General features: G+C 31.8%; 16 protein-coding genes. 6 read left to right on the forward strand and 10 right to left on the reverse strand.

All coding sequences use genetic code 11. The features are described from left to right. Window positions 1–5 precede the first annotated feature (5 nt). The 5 genes from AC1EUY_RS02760 to trkA form a co-directional block, all read right to left on the reverse strand. Window positions 6–3,425 (reverse strand): methylmalonyl-CoA mutase family protein, encoded by a 3,420-nt coding sequence (locus AC1EUY_RS02760; RefSeq protein WP_480193967.1) that lies wholly within the window; start codon window positions 3,423–3,425, stop codon window positions 6–8. 51 nt (window positions 3,426–3,476) lie between these two features. Continuing rightward, entirely contained in the window at window positions 3,477–3,803 is a 327-nt protein-coding gene (locus AC1EUY_RS02765; RefSeq protein ID WP_480193968.1) for a hypothetical protein, read from the reverse strand. Window positions 3,804–3,904: 101 nt separating this feature from the next. Further along, window positions 3,905–4,684 (reverse strand): ABC transporter substrate-binding protein, encoded by a 780-nt coding sequence (locus tag AC1EUY_RS02770; protein ID WP_480193969.1) that lies wholly within the window; start codon window positions 4,682–4,684, stop codon window positions 3,905–3,907. Further along, the gene (locus AC1EUY_RS02775; protein WP_480193970.1) at window positions 4,684–6,198 is read right to left on the reverse strand and encodes a TrkH family potassium uptake protein; all 1,515 of its coding nucleotides are present in this window, start codon (window positions 6,196–6,198) and stop codon (window positions 4,684–4,686) included. Before AC1EUY_RS02775 ends, AC1EUY_RS02770 begins: the two co-directional genes overlap by 1 nt. 3 nt (window positions 6,199–6,201) lie before the next feature. Beyond that, window positions 6,202–7,551 carry a Trk system potassium transporter TrkA gene (gene trkA / locus AC1EUY_RS02780; protein WP_480193971.1) on the reverse strand — a complete coding sequence of 450 codons (1,350 nt, stop codon included), beginning with the start codon at window positions 7,549–7,551 and terminating at the stop codon, window positions 6,202–6,204. An 82-nt stretch (window positions 7,552–7,633) separates the two neighbouring features. Between trkA and radC the strand changes: the two genes are divergently transcribed. From radC to AC1EUY_RS02795, 3 genes are read left to right on the forward strand one after another with little or no spacing between them, the layout of a single operon-like run. After that, complete coding sequence (gene radC, locus AC1EUY_RS02785; protein ID WP_480193972.1) at window positions 7,634–8,332, forward strand: RadC family protein; 699 nt, start codon at window positions 7,634–7,636, stop codon at window positions 8,330–8,332. Then, entirely contained in the window at window positions 8,332–9,636 is a 1,305-nt protein-coding gene (locus AC1EUY_RS02790) for a polysaccharide deacetylase family protein (protein ID WP_480193973.1), read from the forward strand. Before radC ends, AC1EUY_RS02790 begins: the two co-directional genes overlap by 1 nt. Before the next feature lie 6 nt (window positions 9,637–9,642). After that, complete coding sequence (locus tag AC1EUY_RS02795; RefSeq protein WP_480193974.1) at window positions 9,643–10,548, forward strand: hypothetical protein; 906 nt, start codon at window positions 9,643–9,645, stop codon at window positions 10,546–10,548. Here the strand turns inward: AC1EUY_RS02795 and AC1EUY_RS02800 are convergent. Both AC1EUY_RS02800 and AC1EUY_RS02805 read right to left on the reverse strand, forming a co-directional pair. Further along, the gene (locus AC1EUY_RS02800) at window positions 10,516–11,793 is read right to left on the reverse strand and encodes an oligosaccharide flippase family protein (RefSeq protein WP_480193975.1); all 1,278 of its coding nucleotides are present in this window, start codon (window positions 11,791–11,793) and stop codon (window positions 10,516–10,518) included. The two genes, AC1EUY_RS02795 and AC1EUY_RS02800, sit on opposite strands and share 33 nt — an antisense overlap. Then, complete coding sequence (locus AC1EUY_RS02805) at window positions 11,790–12,920, reverse strand: glycosyltransferase family 4 protein (RefSeq protein ID WP_480193976.1); 1,131 nt, start codon at window positions 12,918–12,920, stop codon at window positions 11,790–11,792. The genes AC1EUY_RS02800 and AC1EUY_RS02805 overlap by 4 nt, the downstream gene beginning before the upstream one ends. Window positions 12,921–12,984: 64 nt before the next feature. Here AC1EUY_RS02805 and AC1EUY_RS02810 point away from each other — a divergent pair, with 64 nt between their 5' ends. Beyond that, window positions 12,985–13,668 carry a YjjG family noncanonical pyrimidine nucleotidase gene (locus tag AC1EUY_RS02810; protein ID WP_480193977.1) on the forward strand — a complete coding sequence of 228 codons (684 nt, stop codon included), beginning with the start codon at window positions 12,985–12,987 and terminating at the stop codon, window positions 13,666–13,668. 24 nt (window positions 13,669–13,692) lie between these two features. Beyond that, entirely contained in the window at window positions 13,693–14,529 is an 837-nt protein-coding gene (locus tag AC1EUY_RS02815) for a hypothetical protein (RefSeq protein ID WP_480193978.1), read from the forward strand. On the opposite strand, the gene AC1EUY_RS02820 is transcribed toward AC1EUY_RS02815, so the two are convergent. Continuing rightward, window positions 14,526–15,800 (reverse strand): replication-associated recombination protein A, encoded by a 1,275-nt coding sequence (locus tag AC1EUY_RS02820; RefSeq protein WP_480193979.1) that lies wholly within the window; start codon window positions 15,798–15,800, stop codon window positions 14,526–14,528. The two genes, AC1EUY_RS02815 and AC1EUY_RS02820, sit on opposite strands and share 4 nt — an antisense overlap. Before the next feature lie 12 nt (window positions 15,801–15,812). Between AC1EUY_RS02820 and AC1EUY_RS02825 the strand changes: the two genes are divergently transcribed. Beyond that, the gene (locus AC1EUY_RS02825) at window positions 15,813–16,544 is read left to right on the forward strand and encodes a rhomboid family intramembrane serine protease (RefSeq protein ID WP_480193980.1); all 732 of its coding nucleotides are present in this window, start codon (window positions 15,813–15,815) and stop codon (window positions 16,542–16,544) included. Between the two features lies 1 nt (window position 16,545). On the opposite strand, the gene rlmB is transcribed toward AC1EUY_RS02825, so the two are convergent. Next, on the reverse strand, window positions 16,546–17,280 hold the full coding sequence (rlmB, locus tag AC1EUY_RS02830; protein ID WP_480193981.1) for a 23S rRNA (guanosine(2251)-2'-O)-methyltransferase RlmB: 735 nt from the start codon (window positions 17,278–17,280) through the stop codon (window positions 16,546–16,548). Window positions 17,281–17,365: 85 nt separating this feature from the next. Then, complete coding sequence (locus AC1EUY_RS02835) at window positions 17,366–18,730, reverse strand: RagB/SusD family nutrient uptake outer membrane protein (protein WP_480193982.1); 1,365 nt, start codon at window positions 18,728–18,730, stop codon at window positions 17,366–17,368. Between the last annotated feature and the right edge of the window lies 1 nt (window position 18,731).

Genomic DNA, 18,731 nt, shown 5'->3' on the forward strand with positions numbered 1-18,731 from the left:
TTGATTTACATATTTCTACGATACTGACCACCAACTTCAAATAATGCTGTAGTGATTTGACCTAAGGAGCAGTATTTAGTGGCTTCCATGAGCTGTTCAAAAATATTGTTATTAGTGATGGCTGCTTGCTGAATGGAGGCAAGTTGCTCTTTTACCTTAGCTGAATTTCGATTGTGAAGATTTTCTAAAGTGTTGATTTGAAACTGTTTTTCCTCTTCAGTTGCTCGAATTACTTCCTTTGGTTGAATGGTGGGAGAACCTTTAGAACTTAAAAAAGTATTTACCCCTATTATTGGAAACTCACCATTATGCTTTAATGTCTCATAATACAAGCTCTCTTCCTGTATTTTTGAGCGTTGGTACATGGTTTCCATGGCACCTAAAACACCACCGCGCTCTGTAATGCGATCAAACTCTAGTAAAACTGCCTCTTCAACTAAATCTGTTAATTCTTCTATAATAAATGCCCCTTGAATTGGATTTTCATTTTTTGCCAATCCTAATTCTTTATTAATAATCAATTGAATAGCCATTGCTCTGCGTACAGACTCTTCTGTTGGGGTGGTAATAGCCTCATCATAAGCATTTGTATGCAGTGAGTTACAATTATCATAAATAGCATATAAAGCCTGCAATGTTGTACGAATATCATTAAAGTCAATTTCTTGTGCATGTAATGAACGTCCTGATGTTTGAATATGGTATTTCAACATCTGAGCCCTTGCATTTGCTCCATATTTAAGTTTTAAAGCCTTTGACCAAATTCTACGAGCAACACGACCAATAACTGCATATTCAGGATCAATACCATTTGAGAAGAAAAAAGATAAATTTGGGCCGAATTTGTTGATGTCCATTCCTCGTGAGAGGTAATATTCCACGTAAGTGAAACCATTCGCTAAGGTGAATGCTAATTGAGAAATAGGGTTGGCACCAGCTTCGGCAATATGATATCCTGAAATAGAAACTGAATAAAAATTACGAACCTGATTTTCTATAAAATATTCTTGCACATCACCCATGAGGCGTAATGCAAATTCAGTAGAGAAAATACAGGTGTTTTGCGCTTGATCTTCCTTTAAGATATCAGCTTGTACCGTTCCACGAACTTGAGCGATGGTTTTCGCTTTTATGTCATTATAAGTGTCTTTAGGTAAAACCTGATCTCCGGTAACACCTAAAAGAAGTAATCCTAAGCCATCATTACCTTCTGGGATTTCTCCGTTATATGAAGGGCGCTTTTTTCCTTTATAAATCGTATCAATTTTTGCTTCTACCTCTTTTTCAAGATTATTCTCTTTTATATAAATTTCACATTGTTGATCGATTGCTGCGTTCATAAAGAAACCAAGTAGCATAGGCGCGGGTCCGTTTATCGTCATACTTACAGAGGTCATAGCATCGGCTAAATTAAAACCTGAATATAATTTCTTAGCGTCATCTAAACAACAGATTGAAACTCCAGCATTACCAATTTTTCCATAAATATCAGGCCTGTGATCAGGATCATTCCCGTAAAGCGTTACTGAATCAAAAGCTGTTGACAGGCGTTTTGCTGGCAATCCGAGACTTACATAATGAAAACGTCGATTGGTGCGTTCTGGTCCGCCTTCACCAGCAAACATACGTGTTGGATCTTCACCAGTTCGTTTGAAAGGATATAATCCAGAAGTATAAGGGAATTCCCCAGGCACATTCTCTTGTAAAGACCATCGTAAAATATCACCCCAAGCCTGATACTTAGGTAATGTAACTTTTGGAATTTGTGTATGAGATAATGATTCTGTATGGGTTTTTATCTTAATTTCTTTGTCACGAACCTTGAATGAATAAATAGGTTCTTTATAGCGGTTTACTTTTTCTTGCCAATTGGTTATTATTTCCCAATTGTAAGGATCAAGATCCATTTTTACACGATCAAATTCTTTTAAAAGAAGTGATAGTAATTGGGTATTTTCTTTAGAAGATGATAAGTTATCATCATTGATTCCTGATTTTATTAATGCTGGTTGAGAATTAGTAACTGATTCAATAGTTTTAAAGATTCCATATAATTTTTGAGCAACTTCAACTTGGTCATTAGCTTTTTTATCGTAAGCTCTATTGTTCTCTGAGATTTCTGATAGGTAGCGAGTACGAGCAGGAGGAATTACAAAAATTTTCTCACTCATTTCTTTTGAGAGTTGAAAACTAGACTTTAAATCTGCTTCAGTTTTCTCAACAATAGTATCCATGATTGCTTTATACAAGGTGTTCATGCCAGGATCATTGAACTGCGAAGCAATAGTTCCGAAAACTGGCATCTCATCTTGCGGTGTATCCCAAAGGTTGTGATTACGCATATACTGCTTTTTCACATCGCGTAAGGCATCTTTTGCTCCACGTTTATCGAACTTGTTAATGGCTACCAAATCTGCAAAATCGAGCATATCAATTTTTTCTAATTGAGTGGCCGCTCCAAATTCAGGTGTCATTACATATAAGGATACATCACTATGTTCTAAAATTTCTGTATCAGATTGTCCGATACCCGAAGTTTCTAAAATAATTAGATCGTACTCAGCAGCTTTTAGTACTTCTACTGCCTCATTCACATATTTTGATAAGGCTAAATTAGATTGGCGTGTTGCCAAACTGCGCATATAGACCCTAGGTGAATTAATAGCATTCATACGAATACGGTCACCTAATAAAGCTCCACCAGTCTTTCGTTTCGATGGATCTACAGAAATAATTCCGATTGTTTTATTCGGAAAATCAATTAAAAAGCGACGCACTAATTCATCAACTAAAGATGATTTACCAGCACCACCGGTTCCTGTAATACCTAAAACAGGTGTTTTAGATGTTTTATTCTTCTTATGGATTAATTCTAAAGAATCTTTGGCTATCTCTGGAAAATTTTCAGCAGATGAGATCACTCTAGCAATAGCTTTTGGATTCTTTTTTTTAAGAACTTCAGCTTCCCCGTTAAGGGTATCACCAATAGCAAAATCAGACTGCTCAACAAGGTCATTAATCATTCCTTGAAGTCCCATCTCACGACCATCATCGGGTGAATAAATACGCGTAATACCATATTTCATTAACTCTTTAATCTCTTCGGGAAGAATTACACCACCACCACCACCAAAAACTTTAATATGTTCGGCGCCTTTTTCTTTTAAAAGGTCATACATATATTTAAAATATTCGTTATGACCACCTTGGTATGAAGTCATAGCAATCGCATTGGCATCTTCTTGAATAGCAGTATTTACAACTTCTTCTACACTACGATCATGACCTAAATGAATTACCTCTACGCCTGTAGCTTGTATAATGCGGCGCATGATATTGATTGCAGCATCGTGCCCGTCGAATAAGGATGCAGCGGTTACAATTCGTACTTTATGTTTGGGTTTATAAGGTGTAGTTTGTTTCATTAAAGAATATAAATATAAGGGTTCAAAGTTACAGAATATTACGAACAATTGTTAGTTGAAATAGGTAAGAAAAGCCCAAAATTTACGATCTAATAAATAGTTGGGGTTGGCTTCATTTGCATATGCCTCTTTTTCGAAAGAAATACTGTGATAGGCTTTGTTCCAGTTTTGAAATCGAATTAAATGAAATAAAAACTCGAGAATATACCAAACAAAAAAGAAAATTAAAAGTAACTCAACTTGCTGTTTTAAATGAATTTTTTCATGATTAATGAGTATATCATTTTCTTTTAAAGATTTATTCTTTAAAAAAATAAATGGATAGATAGCTAAACCGCTATAGTTTTTTGGGATTAAAAACTTGGAAAATAGAATCATAGTAATGACAAGGGTAGTTGCTAAAGTACAAAGAATAAGTAAAAAAGACTTTCTCGTTGTTTTCAAGTTATCTTAATTAACATTTTGAAATGAAATTATAATTAATATAAACTTTTAAAATAATCAAACGCCTTAATTATTCGAGAACCATACCAGCTAAAGTATTCACCATCTACAAGTAAAATTTTTGCAGAAGTATATTGTGCAAGTTCTTGGATATGTTTTTCTTTAAAAGGATAAGGTTCTGAAGAAAGTAGTATTAAATCTAAATCAAGCTTCTCTAAACTTGCTATAGCTATTTCAGGATACCTGTTAGAATGTTCAAAAACATTCTTAAAGCGATTTAATTTTAATAATTCATTAATAAATGTAGTATCACCAGCTACCATCCAAGGTTGTCGCCAAATAAAATAAGCTACTTTCTGTTGAGGCTTATTAACTATATAAGATTTAAAATCATTTAATTTAACATGCAGCTCATTTATTATTTTTTTTGCTTTGGTCTCAATAGAAAAAATTGTTCCAATATCTCGAATGAATTCAAGATTATCTTCAATAGAATAAATATCTGATACATATATCGTAGCAATTTTTTCATATCTTTCAACAATTTCCTTGGTGTTTTCTTCTTTATTACAGATTATTATATCTGGCTGTAAATCGACAATCTTATTATAATTAACATTCTTTGTACCACCCACTATTGTCTTTTCTTTTTTTAGATACTTTGGATGTACGCAGAATTTCGTAATTCCTACAATAAACTTTTCTAAACCTAAATCAACAAGTAGTTCTGTTTGACTTGGTACTAAAGAAACAATTCTTATAGGAATTTGCTGAAAAGTGAGTGTTCTACCGAGTTGATCTTTTAAAGTAAACATTAGTTATTTTTCCAGAAATAAGGAGTAAATAAAATAAGTACTGTAAATAATTCTAATCTACCTAATAGCATAAGAAAGGCAGACCACCATTTCCCTAAGTTAGGTAGGTTACTAAAGTTATTAACTGGACTCAATTGCCCAAAAGCAGGACCGACGTTCCCTAAAGAAGAAGCTGATCCACCTAGTGCCGTTTCATAATCAAGTCCTAAAAGTCCGAAGCCCATAGCGCCTATTAAAAATACGATGAGATATAAAATAAAAAAAGCTATGATGCGGAATACAATATTCTGAGAAAGTGATTTTTTGTTATACCGAACAGGTATAATGGCATTTGGGTGTAAGCTTCTTTTAAATTCTAAATATCCGTTTTTGATCATAACAATATGTCGAACAATTTTTACACCACCAGCTGTTGAACCAGCTGAAGCTCCAAAAAACATTAAAAAGAAGAATAGTACTTTTAGAAAGGGAGTCCAAATTGTAAAATCAGCTGTTACGAATCCTGTTGTAGTAATAATTGCTATTACTTGAAAGAAACCATGTCTAATGGCACTTTCGAATTCACCAAATATCATTGGGTGCGGTATTAATTGCGTATCTGTTGCTAGGTTAGAAATATCAGCTCTAAAATAAATAACCACGGCTACGATAATAGCAATACCTAGAATATTAAAAAAGTAGGTTAAAAATTCCTCATCATGAATTACTTTTTTAATCTTTCCTTTAAAAGCAAAATAACTTAATACAAAGTTTACACCAGCTATAAACATAAAAATCATGATGATGTATTGCACTAAAGGTGTATCATTCCAGTAGGCAACACTTGCATTTTTAGTAGAAAAACCGCCAGTTGAAAGTGTACTCATTGCATGATTTATAGCATCGAAAACACTCATACCAGCAAGTTTTAAGAATATAGCTTCAGTAACAGTTAAGCCTAAATAGATATACCATAAACGTTTCGCGGTATCTGTAATTCTTGGATGTAACTTATCTGCTGATGGCCCTGGAGCTTCAGCTGCAAACATATCCATACCACCAATACCTAACAGTGGTAAAATAGCTATTGTGAGTACAATAATACCCATACCACCAATCCAATGTGTGGTACTTCGCCAAAAAAGAATACCCTTTGGCATACTTTCTATATCATTTACTATAGAGGCTCCGGTAGTTGTGTAACCAGAGATGGTTTCAAAAAAAGCATTTGTAAATACAGGGATAGATTCAGAAAAAAGGTACGGTAATGTTCCAGATAAAGACATTAAAACCCATCCTAAGGTTACAATAATGTAACCTTCACGTTTTTTTACCTGTTTATCAAAGCCCTTTGAAGCAAATCGTAGTAATAATCCAGTAATGGTAGTTACAAAACCAGCAAAAAAAATTTCTTTTGTTACACCGTCTTTGTAAATAAAACTAACAATACTAGATAAGAACATAAATAATCCATTAAAAATGAGCAAGAAACCCATCATCTGGAATATTATTTTTCTATTAAGTTTTTGAATCATATACTAGTCAAAAAACTTTTCTACTTTTCCTACATTCTCAGTAAAGCAACATACTACTACTTTATCATTGGCACGAATTTGGAAGTCACCAAGAGCAATAATACCTTCTCTATCTCTAATAACACCACCAATGGTGATACCTTTAGGTAAGTTTAGTTCTTTGATTACTTTCGAAGTAATTAAAGAATCTTCTCGTACATTAAACTCTAAAATTTCAACATTTAAATTACTTAATGTCATAATATCTCTTACATCGCCTTTTCTAATGTACTTGAATATATTATCTGCTGCAAGTAGCTTTTTATTAATAATTGTATCGATACCTATTGATTGAGAAACATTTGTATAATCAACATTATCTGCTAATGCAATGGTTTTTTTTACACCTTTAGATTTTGCAATAAGGCATGACATAATATTGGTATCAGCGCTACCAGTTGCACCTATAAAAACATCCATAGAACTAATATTCTCTTCTTCTAATAATTCGACATCTCTACCATCTCCTAATACTACTAAAGCATTTGGTATGTTATCTGCTAGTTCTAAAGCACGCTCTTTATTTTTTTCTATTAATTTTATGTTTAATTTATTAGCACAAAGTGTTTTAGCAGATTTTTCTCCAATTTTACTACCACCTAATATCATGATATCTTTAATAACTTCTTTTTGCCTACCAGTAAGCTTGTACAATTCTTCAACACCTTTTTTTGAAGTGACAAAATAAGCAAGATCATTGGCTTTAAAAACGGTATCCCCTCTAGGGATAATTGTTTCTTCTCTATGCATATTTCTTGTTGCAATAGGCATAAAGTTTATATTAGAAAAGGTAGCTGCTGCTGCTTTTACAGACATGCCTACAAAAGGTGCAGTTTCAGTCAATAAGATACCAATCATAGCCAATTCACCATTTTCAAATTCATGCATATCGTTAAACGCAGCTTCACTTAGTAAAGATTTAATTTCACTAGTAGCTAAAACTTCTGTTGAAATCAATTCATCAATACCTAATTCTTCAAAATCAATTTCATCTTTAAAATAAATAAACTCAGAATTATTAATTCTGGCAATGGTCTTTCGCGCGCCTAAACGTTTAGAAAGTACAGACACTGTGATGTTTATAGTTTCATTTGAGGATACCGATATTACTAAATCGGCATCATTTACATAAGCTTCTTTTAGAGTGGATATTGAAGTAGCATCACCTGTTATAGTTCGAATGTCTAATTTACTTTCAATGTAACTTAGTCTATCTTTTTTAAGATCTATAAGCGTGATATCATGATATTCATACGAAAGTAATTTTGCTAAATGAAAACCAACTTCACCGGCACCCGCAATAACTATTTTCATAAATATTTCTTAGTTAACGACATAAGGCAAGGCAAAAGTATTACTTTTTTCTTTTATATCTTTAAAGACAAATCCTTAATTAATGGATGTTACAAAAAATACTCTTTCTATTAAATCGTGGAGTGAAGATGATCGACCTCGTGAAAAGCTACTTTCAAAAGGAAAAGAAGCATTATCGAATGCTGAATTAATTGCTATTTTGATTGGTTCAGGTACTAGAGAAGAAACTGCTGTAGCATTAGCAAAACGAATACTAGGTTTTGCTGAAAACAATTTAAATACATTCAGCAAATTATCAATACATGACTTAATGCAGTTCAAAGGAATTGGTGAAGCTAAAGCTATTACAATAATTACAGCATTAGAGTTGGCAAGAAGGTGTAGGTTAGAAGAAGCATTACGTGAAGATAAAATTACATCTAGTAAAAGTGTCTTTAACATTATGCAACCTATACTTGGTGAACTTCGGCATGAGGAGTTTTGGGTACTTTATTTAAATAATGCTAATAAGATTTTACATAAAGATCAAATTAGTAAAGGCGGATTAACAGCAACTCTAGTTGATGTTAGAGTACTATTTAAAAAAGCAGTTGAACTTATGGCTATAGGAATTATTTTGTGTCATAATCATCCTTCAGGAAAGTTATCACCAAGTGCTTCAGATAAAAACTTAACAGAAAAAATTAAACAAGCAGGAGCAGCTTTAGATATAAAAGTGTTTGATCATTTAATAATTACCGAAAAAGACTATTTTAGCTTTGCAGACAGTAATTTAATGTAATGCTTCTTGTTTATACACAAAAAATAACACCTAGATTAAACTATACTTTTAAACAATTCTTTACGAGAATTTTAAATATTCCTGTTGATTTTACGACTAAAGTTGAAAATTTTATATCCCATAAAGGTGCTAAATTAACTTATGCTAAGCAGCCTCTGAGCAATGAAATTTTTGTTCGTAGCTCAAATCTTTTATTTGAGCAAGGTATCAATGATTTAGAAATTACTATGGGAGTATGGGATGATATTCCTTCATTTTTTAACTATCGTCAAGAAGCAAGTGTGCCATTTGATATTTTTGCAGCTTCATTTTATTTGTTAAGTCGTTATGAAGAATATTTACCTCATGTAAAAGATCAGTATGATCGTTTCGATGCTGAAGAAAGTCTTGCTTATAAACATGGTTTTTTAGAGATTCCTTTAATAGATATTTGGGCATATAAGTTCAGAGAACTATTAGTTAATAGGTCTCCTGATTTTCAGTTTAAGGAACGAAAATTTGAATTTATTTCTACCATCGACATAGATATTGCTTACAAATACAAACGAAAGGGAATTGCGCGAGGTATCGGTGGATACCTAAGAGATATATCAAAACTTAATATTAGAACATTATGGTCTAGAATTATGGTGAATTTAGGAGTTAGAAAAGATCCTTTTGATACTTATGAACTGTTAATTGATTTACAAAGTGAATATAGTATTAAAACAATCTTCTTCTTTCTAGTAGGTGATTATTCTACATTCGATAAAAATACTTCCTTTAGAAATGGTAAATATCAATCGTTAATAAAGTCTGTAGCAGATTATTGTAAAGTTGGTTTACACCCATCGTACTATACTATGAATAACGAGCTTTTATTAAAGAAAGAGAAAATAAGGCTTGAAAATATTACCAATTCGCCTGTAAAAAGATCACGTCAACATTATTTACGTTTTACAATGCCAGAGACCTATCAGAGTTTGGTGAATTTAGAAGTTGACGAAGATTATACCATGGGATATGCTAAACACTACGGATTTAGAGCAAGCACATGTACACCTTTTTATTTTTACGATTTAGATTACGAAGTACAAACTCCGCTTAAGCTTTTTCCTTTTGCTGTCATGGATGTTACACTTAGAGACTATCAAGACTTATCTAATAAAAAAGCGTATCAAGCAATTATACGATTGGCCAACGAAGTGAAAAAAGTAAATGGAACTTTTATAACGCTGTTCCATAACGAGACCTTAAGTAATAGAGGTAAATGGAGAAGATGGAGAAAACTCTACATAGATATGTTTAAAATACTATCAAAATAAGCTCTAATGATTTCATACTTTGCCAGAGATCAAGTAGATACTATTAAATATAATGCATGTATTGAAAAGGCTATAAATTCAAGAGTATATGCTTTTAGCTGGTACTTAGACTGTGTGGCAGATAATTGGGGAGTTTTAGTGCTGAATGACTACGAAGCTGTAATGCCATTACCTTGGCGAAAAAAACATACTATTAAATATATTTACACACCTTTTTGGCTTCTTGAATTAGGTGTTTTTTTTATAAACAAAAATTATAATTATAACGATTTTTTAAAGGAAGCATTCGACAAATTTAATTTTATTGAATTAAGGATGAACGCTCATAATTCAATAAATGATATTGAGGATAATGTAATCGAGAAAGAATTTCAATATATAGTGTTAAATGATGATTTCGAAGTCATGAGGTCAAAATTTAGAAAGGATAGATTAAAAGATATCAAAAGAGCCAACCAGTTTAATTTGAAAACTATTTGGGGTGATACTCCAGAAAAATTGATAACACTTTTTAAAGAAAATGTAGGTAAAAGAACGCCAAATATTAAGAACAAAGATTATAAAGTCTTGTTAGAGCTAATAAATATTTGCTTGAGGAAAAATGTAGGCGATATATTATCTATTTATGAAGACAATATATTAGTTGCTTCTGGTTTTTTTATAAAATATCATGAGAAAGTTACTATTCTAATCTCCTCTACTGATTTTGATAATAGAAAGAATGGTGCTAATACATTTTTAATAGATAGTGCTATTTCAAAATATTATAAAGAATATAAAGAATTTAATTTTGGAGGGTCGTCTATTGAATCAATAGCTGAGTACTTTAAAAGTTTTGGTGCTCTAAGTCAAAAATACCATCTCTTAAAATACAATAACTTACCTAGGGTTTTCAGACTTTTTAAGAAGTAGTTTTTTATAAAGAAATAAAAACCATACATACGATGTAATTCCGGTAAACCACATTAAAACTGCTGAGGTTATTGCAGCACCTTTAATACCGTACTTGGGTATGAGATATAAGTTTGAGGCTATATTTAGAAGTAGGGCAATACTGGCGATATAATAATTAATATGTGCTTTACCCAGAGAAGATAATAAATTACCAAATAACCCCCTAAATACTAAAATACCACATATACCCACTGTCAATATAAGAAAAGTGTCGGTATATTGAATAAATTCGGTTCCGAATAGCGATAGTATATACTCAGAAAAAAGGAATGAAATTAGGAGTATAGATAGACTAATAAAAAAGAAAAACTGCATATATCCTTTCTTGTAATTTGCGATATAATTTTTATCGTAAATATTTTCTGTAAATGAAACAAAATCAGTTGTAATAAATACTCTGGGTAAAAACAACAAACTAAAGGGAATCAAGGATACATATTTATAGATGGTAACCATTGCTGTATCCTTTATTAGATAACCTATTAAAAAAATATCGATAATAAATAATAATTGAGTTACTACATTAGAGAGGCTGGCAAAAAAACCATATTTGTAAAATTTAAAATCTGTTATAGTTAATTTTTGATAGCTTTTAAAATCAATACCTACTTTTCTAAAAAAAATAAGAACCGTGAAAACTGGAGCAATTATTAAAGCGATAGCATATCCTTTTTCTTTAAAGAGATAACTTAATAAAAACACCGCTATAACTAATAAAGTGTTATAAATCAGTTCTGTGTAAGCATACTTCTTATTATCTAGCTGTAACCTGAACCATATTTTTATGAGTTCTAAAACATAGAGAGGTAAAATTAATAGCGATAGTAGTATTATATAATATTTAGTTTCTCGAAACGAAAAATTTATCAAAAAACTAATGATAACTATTATCAAAATTAGTAACAAAGAAGCTAGTAAACCTTTTTTAAATGTATAAATAAATAGGTTTTTCTTTTCTAATTCAGACTTAGTTAGTGCGCCATATCTTATCAAACTTTGATGAAGACCTAACCCGCTAAGAGGTACAAAAAAAGAAATGATATTAAAAGCAAAAATAACAACTCCTAAAGGTTTGTTATCGATCAATTGTAAAGCAATCCACGAGGCTAAGAATGACAAAGTACGAGCAACCATTGTTGCTAAGAACACATAATTTCCTGCTCTAGAGATAAAGTTTAGTATGAAAGTTCTTATAGATTTCAATTATTCTTTAAAGCTTTTAGATATAATTTTGAAAATTGGTTTGCTATTTTTTCTTTGCTAAAATTGTTGGTCGCGTACTGATGCATTGTTTCTTTTGAAGCAAAAGAAATATTCTTATTATAAATTTTCAGTAATGCTTCTTTGAGCTGTTGTTCGTTTCCTTTGTCTATTAAGAGGCCAAAATTTTGTGGGAAAAATTCTGAAATACCACCAACATTGGTCGAAATTACTGGAGTTCCTGTAGCAAATGATTCTAATATGACACAAGGTAGATTTTCATAATTACTAAATAACACAAAAACATCAGCCTCAGCGAAATATGTATTAAGTTCTTGCTGAGGTATTTGGTTTACAAATTGTATAGTAGTTAATCCTCGTTCTTTTGCTGATTGTTTATAGCTACTTGATTTTTCACCAACCAGTGTAATTTTTAAATCTTTGATGTGAGTTTCTAAATCTTTAAGCGCATTTAAAAAACCTGAAACATTTTTATGCGTGTTGTTCATATTAGAAATGTGTAGGATGCTAAAGCTTTTTTCTTTTTTGTCATTAGGAAAAAATAAAGTGTTGTCAACAACATTAGGCACTATTTGATAGTTACCCGATAGACCCATTTGTTTCATATTCTCAGCTAAATTATAACTTACAGGAGCAATAAAAGTTGCGTTTTTAGTGATTGCTTTTGAAAGTATTTTTTGAAAAAAGCCTAATTTTTTAGATTGAGGATGTAAATAGCCAGTCCAATGCTCAGAGATAATGTAGTTTCTTTTTTTGAACCACTTTTGATGTAAGGCAAAAATACCAAAAGGATATAAGGTATTTACATGTATAAGATCAATAGTCTCTATTTTGTTCAATAATGTAGTATATGCCTTGCGAAACAATCTTATTTTTACAATAGGATTTTTTGTTGCCTTGACGTAAGCAATATGTGTTTTCACACCTTTTTCTTTATGCACAGTATATTCAATTCCATTAACGTTATCATCAGAAATTATGTGTAAAACTGTTACAGTATGTTTTAGCGCAACAGCTTCAGCATGACGCTGAATAAAATCACCATTGGTAGGTGAAACTCTCGAAGGATACCATCCGCAAAGAAAAAGAATATGTAATTGTTGATTCAAAAAAGCAGCAAGTATTTAAAACAAATATAACGACTAAAAGGTTATTTATTTCTACTTTTAGAAAATGAAGATAAAGCATGTTTTTTTTGACCTAGATCACACACTTTGGGACTTCGAAACTAATTCTGCTAATGCATTTGCAGCAATGTTTAAAAAGCATGCTATTAATGTAGATTTAAAAAAGTTTTTAGAAGTGTATAAACCAATTAATAGGCATTTTTGGAAACTGTATCGTGAGGAAAAAATAAGTAAATCTGATTTAAGATATAGAAGATTTAAAGAAGCATTTGATGAGGTAAAATATGCTATTGATGATACTTTAATTCATAAGTTATCTATAGACTATATCGATCTGTTACCGAATTATAATTATTTGTTAGCCGGTTGTATAGAAGTGTTAGATTATTTAAAGTCTAATTATACTATACATATCATTACTAATGGATTTAATGAAGTGCAATATAAAAAACTAAATAGTGCTAACATTCTCAACTATTTTAAACAAATTATTACCTCAGAGAGTGTAAACGTAAAAAAACCAAATCCTTTAATTTTTAAGCATGCGTTAGAATTGTGTAACGCTCATGCTTCAGAAAGTATCATGATTGGTGATAGTTTTGAAGCAGATATACAAGGCGCTTTAAATGTAGGTATGAAAGCAATTTATTGCGATTTTGATAACAATCCTATAAACAGAAATGACTTTATAAGCATAAAACAGTTGTCTGAATTAAAACAGATTTTGTAATTTTAATCAAATAATAAAACAACCATGCGTAAATACTACACTTTTATATTTTTATTAGGTTTTATATTTAATATTTCAGCACAAAAATTAGATAGTTACAAATATGTAATTGTCCCGAAACAATTTAGTTTTCAAAAAGCTGTCGATAAATATCAACTAAATTCTCTGACTAAGTTCTTATTTGAAAAAGAAGGGTTTAAAACTATTTTTGATGATGAGAAGCATCCCGAAGAGCTATATCAAAATCCTTGCCTAGGCGTAAAGGCCAATATTGCAGAAAATTCGAATATGTTTACTACCAAGTTGATTATTGAGTTAATTGATTGCCGAAATACGATTGTATTTACCTCCTTGGAAGGAAGTAGTAAAATAAAGGATCTTAAAAGAGGGCATCATGAGGCACTTAGAAAAGCCTTTGAATCTGTAAAAGGTGAAGATTATTCATTTGATCCTAATATTGTAAAAACAAATGCTAAGACTAAGAAAGAAGAAATTATTGAGGTTGTTGAAGAAGATACTACCACTAATGAAGATTTGGAGTATGATGATATTGAAGTAACAGAAATTAGTGAAAAAGGAGAGATGTCTAAGGTAAAGGATGTTGTTGCTGAAAATATGCCCTTAACTACATCAAAAGATAATCCTGATAATGTTTTATATGCTCAAACAACAACCAACGGATTTCAACTAGTTGATAGTACACCTAAGATTGTATTCAAGGCACTTAAATCACAAAAAAATGAAAATGTTTTTTATTTAGAAAACAAAGCTGGGATTCTATATAAAAAAGAGGGTGAATGGTTTGCAGAATATTATAAAGGGGCTTCATTAGTAGTAGAAAAATTGACTATTAAATTTTAATAGTCATACTTATGTTTCCAATGTTTTTTTAGAAATGCTCTAAAATTATTTTCTCTACTATTATTGCCCGGCTCATATAATTTCGTACTTGAAATCTCGTCTGGTAAAAATTCTTGTTCTATAAAATTATCATTATAATTATGAGCATATTGATAATTTTTACCGTAATCTAAATCCTTCATTAATTTAGTAGGTGCATTCCTTAAATGTAAAGGCACAGAGAGATCGCCTGTTTGTCTAACTAACTGTTGTGCCTCTTTAATGGCCATATACGAGGCGTTGCTTTTAGGAGAATTTGCTAAATATACTGCGCACTGACTTAAAATAATTCTAGCTTCAGGATATCCAATCACAGAAACTGCTTGAAATGTATTGGTAGCCAATATCAGTGCTGTAGGATTTGCATTTCCAATGTCTTCAGAAGCTAAGATAACCATTCTACGAGCAATAAACTTTACATCTTCACCACCTTCAACCATTCGTGCCAACCAATATACAGCTGCATTTGGGTCACTTCCACGTATAGATTTTATAAAAGCTGAAATAATATCATAATGTTGCTCACCAGTTTTATCATAACGAACAACGTTTTTTTGAACCTTCGCTAAAACCAAATCATTTGTAATTGTAATAGGTTCTTCCTCAGAATTTACCAGTAATTCAAAAACATTTAACAGCTTACGAGCATCTCCACTCGATAGTTGCAGTAGCGCATCAATCTCTTTGAGTTTTATTTTCTTTTTTGAAATTATTTCATCTTCTTTCATAGCTCGCTTTAAAAGCGCCATTAAATCTTCTTTATCAAAAGAATTTAAAATATAAACCTGACAACGAGAGAGCAGGGCAGGTATCACTTCAAAACTTGGATTCTCTGTAGTTGCACCGATCAGCGTTACCCATCCTTTTTCTACGGCTCCAAGTAATGAATCTTGCTGAGATTTACTAAACCTATGTATTTCATCGATGAATAAAATAGGATTTTTAGCTGTAAATAGACCTCCACTTTGTTTCGCTTTATCAATTACATCACGAACATCTTTAACGCCAGAATTAATTGCACTCAGCGTATAAAATGGCCGTTGAGATTCTTTAGCAATGATATTAGCTAATGTAGTTTTACCAATACCAGGGGGCCCCCATAATATCAATGAAGGAATAACTCCTTTTTTAATATGATTGGTTAATGCACCATTCTTCCCTACAAGATGTTGCTGACTAATATAATCATCTAAAGTTTGAGGTCGAATACGTTCGGCTAATGGAGTGGTCATAGAACAAAAGTAATGACAATTTGTCTAAATGAAGGCAATGGATTCAATTTTGCTATCTTTAAATTAATGCAAGCTTTAGAAGAACAGAAGCAGTTTAAATTTACACCTTTTATATTAGCTTTTTCGCTGTATAGTGTACTATTTTTATGGATAGTTTATTGGTTTGAAGTAAAATTTGGATATAATTTTACAAAATATGGAGTATATCCTAGAACTTTAAAGGGACTTAGAGGCATAGTATTTTCTCCATTCATTCATAGTGGTGTTAAGCATCTTTTTAATAATTCCGTACCGCTATTTGTGCTGCTATTATCGCTGTGCTATTTTTATAGAAAGATTGCACTCAAAGTACTTATTTATGGAAGCTTATTATCTGGATTACTAACATGGTTAATCGCGCGTGATGCATATCATATCGGGGCGAGCGGTATTATTTATTTACTATTTAGTTTTATCCTTTTTAGTGGTATTATTCGTAAATATCATCGACTTATAGCTGTTTCGTTAATTGTTATTTTTTTATACGGAAGTATGATCTGGTATATTTTACCTATAGAAGAAGGAATTTCTTGGGAAGGGCATTTGTCAGGTTTTATCGTTGGAATACTATTTGCTTTTTTATACAGAAATTATGGACCTACAAAGAAGCAATACATCTGGCAAGGAGAATCTTATGAAGAACCTAATTTTTATCTAGATAAAGAAGGAAACTTTATTATTGATAAACCTCAAGAAGAGGAATAGTTTACAGTCGTTGTCTTACAACCTCATATAATGTAGCGCCACAAGCAACAGAAACATTTAGAGATTCTATATCGCCCAGCAAGGGTAGTTTACCTTTTGTATCAGAAATTTTAAGAATGGAGGGCGAGATACCTTTGTGTTCAGAACCCATAACAACGGCTGTAGGTTTTGTAAGATCAACATCATATATTAGTTTATCTGTCTTCTCAGTAATAGCAACCACTTGAATTTCTTCAGATTGTAGTAAATAAATAGCATCTAATAGATGATTAACTTTACAAATAGGTAGTTTAAAAGCAGCACCAGCAGAAGTTTTAATAGCATCAGCATTTAAAGGAGCACTTCCACTAGTTGGTATAACTACAGCATCAACACCAGAGCATTCCGCTGAACGGAGAATAGCGCCAAAATTACGTACGTCAGTAATTTGGTCTAGTAAAAGATATAGAGGTTTCTCTGAACGATTATTTGCTATTACAGCTTCTAAATCATGAAACGCTATAGATGAAGTTTTCGCAACAGCGCCTTGATGGTTATGATGTTTAGAAAGTGTATTTAGTTTTTCTATGGGTACGTAACTCGAAGAAATGTTATGTTTTTTGATAAGTGCATTAAGCTCTGAAAATAGATTTCCTTTAAGCCCTTTTTGTAAATAAACTTTTTCAATGGTTTTTCCAGCAGATATGGCTTCTACAATCGCCCTTAAACCAAAAATTGTAGTGCTTGTTGTTTGCATATTGCAAATGTAGAGAATTATAAGCATAAAAAAACCACCTCAAACGAGGTGGTTTTATGTAATAATGAATAAATACTAAAATTTATTAGTAACCAGGATTTTGATCACTTATTGAAATTGCAGCATTTCTTTCAATTTCTTGTTGTGGTATTGGCCACAAATTATCTCTAGCATCTATAAAAACACTACCAGGCTTGGCTGAGATTATAGCATCAGCTAATCCGAGTCTTGTAATTGTAAATAATCTATCTGAAGACTCAGCAAAGAGTTCTGTAAATCTTTCTTTAGCAATAACATTGATGAAGTTTGATGCGTCTAGAGTGACGTTACCTAAACCTGCTCGATTTCTTACTTGATTTACAAAAGCTGATGCGTCTGTATAATTTCCCTCTCTTGCTAATAATTCAGCTTGCATTAATAAAACATCTGCGTATCTATATACATAAGCATCATCTGCACCATTACCAGCATCAGCATACTTTGCAACTTCACCATTAGCAGTGATTAAGTTAATTCTAGTATCACCTGCTTCAAATGAGTTCACTAATTGAGGACTTACACCAACTTCACCACGACCTGCAATTAAGAAGAAGAAACCCTGGTTATTTCCATCAGTTTCATTAAAATCTATTGAAAAGATACCTTCCGTAGTATTTGCTGATAAAGGTTCATTGTCTGCTATGCTACCAAATAAATCACTATAGTTAGTAGCTAGAGAGTATCCAGCACTCAAAACAGGCTCTAGGGTTGTTTTTGCAGAAGCATAATCACCCAATTCCATTTCAATTTTTGCTTTTAAAACTGTAGCAGCATCTTTATTGAAAAAGAAAATTCCTAAACCAGCTGGAAGTTCACTTGCAGCCTGTGTAATATCATCTAAGATAAAATTATACACTTCTGATACAGAAGATCTTGGCACAGGATTTGCATCAATATCAGTTGCAGCAGTAAAAGCATCAGGAATTATAGGTACTCCACCATATATTTTAACTAATTTATAATATAATAATGCACGGGCTGCTCTAGCTTGACCACCAATTCTTGCCTGATTATCAGCTGATAAGCCTATTGCTGGATTATCAATATTATTTAAAATTAAATTTGCTCTGTAGATAGCAGAATAATGATCAGTCCAATAGTTTGTTACCTCAAAATTATTTAAAGCAGGATCATTACTTCCAACTTCCGCAAAACTAGGGAATGACCCCGTATGCACTAATTCATCGGCATATAAACCAGGACCAAACAAATCATAACCACCAAAAATACGGTTAAATTGTAAGGCACTATACATACCTGTCAATGCACTCTCAGCAGACGCAACATCGGTTATTACAGACTCACCAGGAACATTTGCTGTAGGTGTTGTCTCGACAAAGTCTTCGGCACAACTAGACAAAAGTAAAGCAGCTATACCTAAACATGCTATTTTATTGATTAATAATTTCATT

Source organism: Maritimimonas sp. 2210JD6-3, assembly GCF_056591795.1.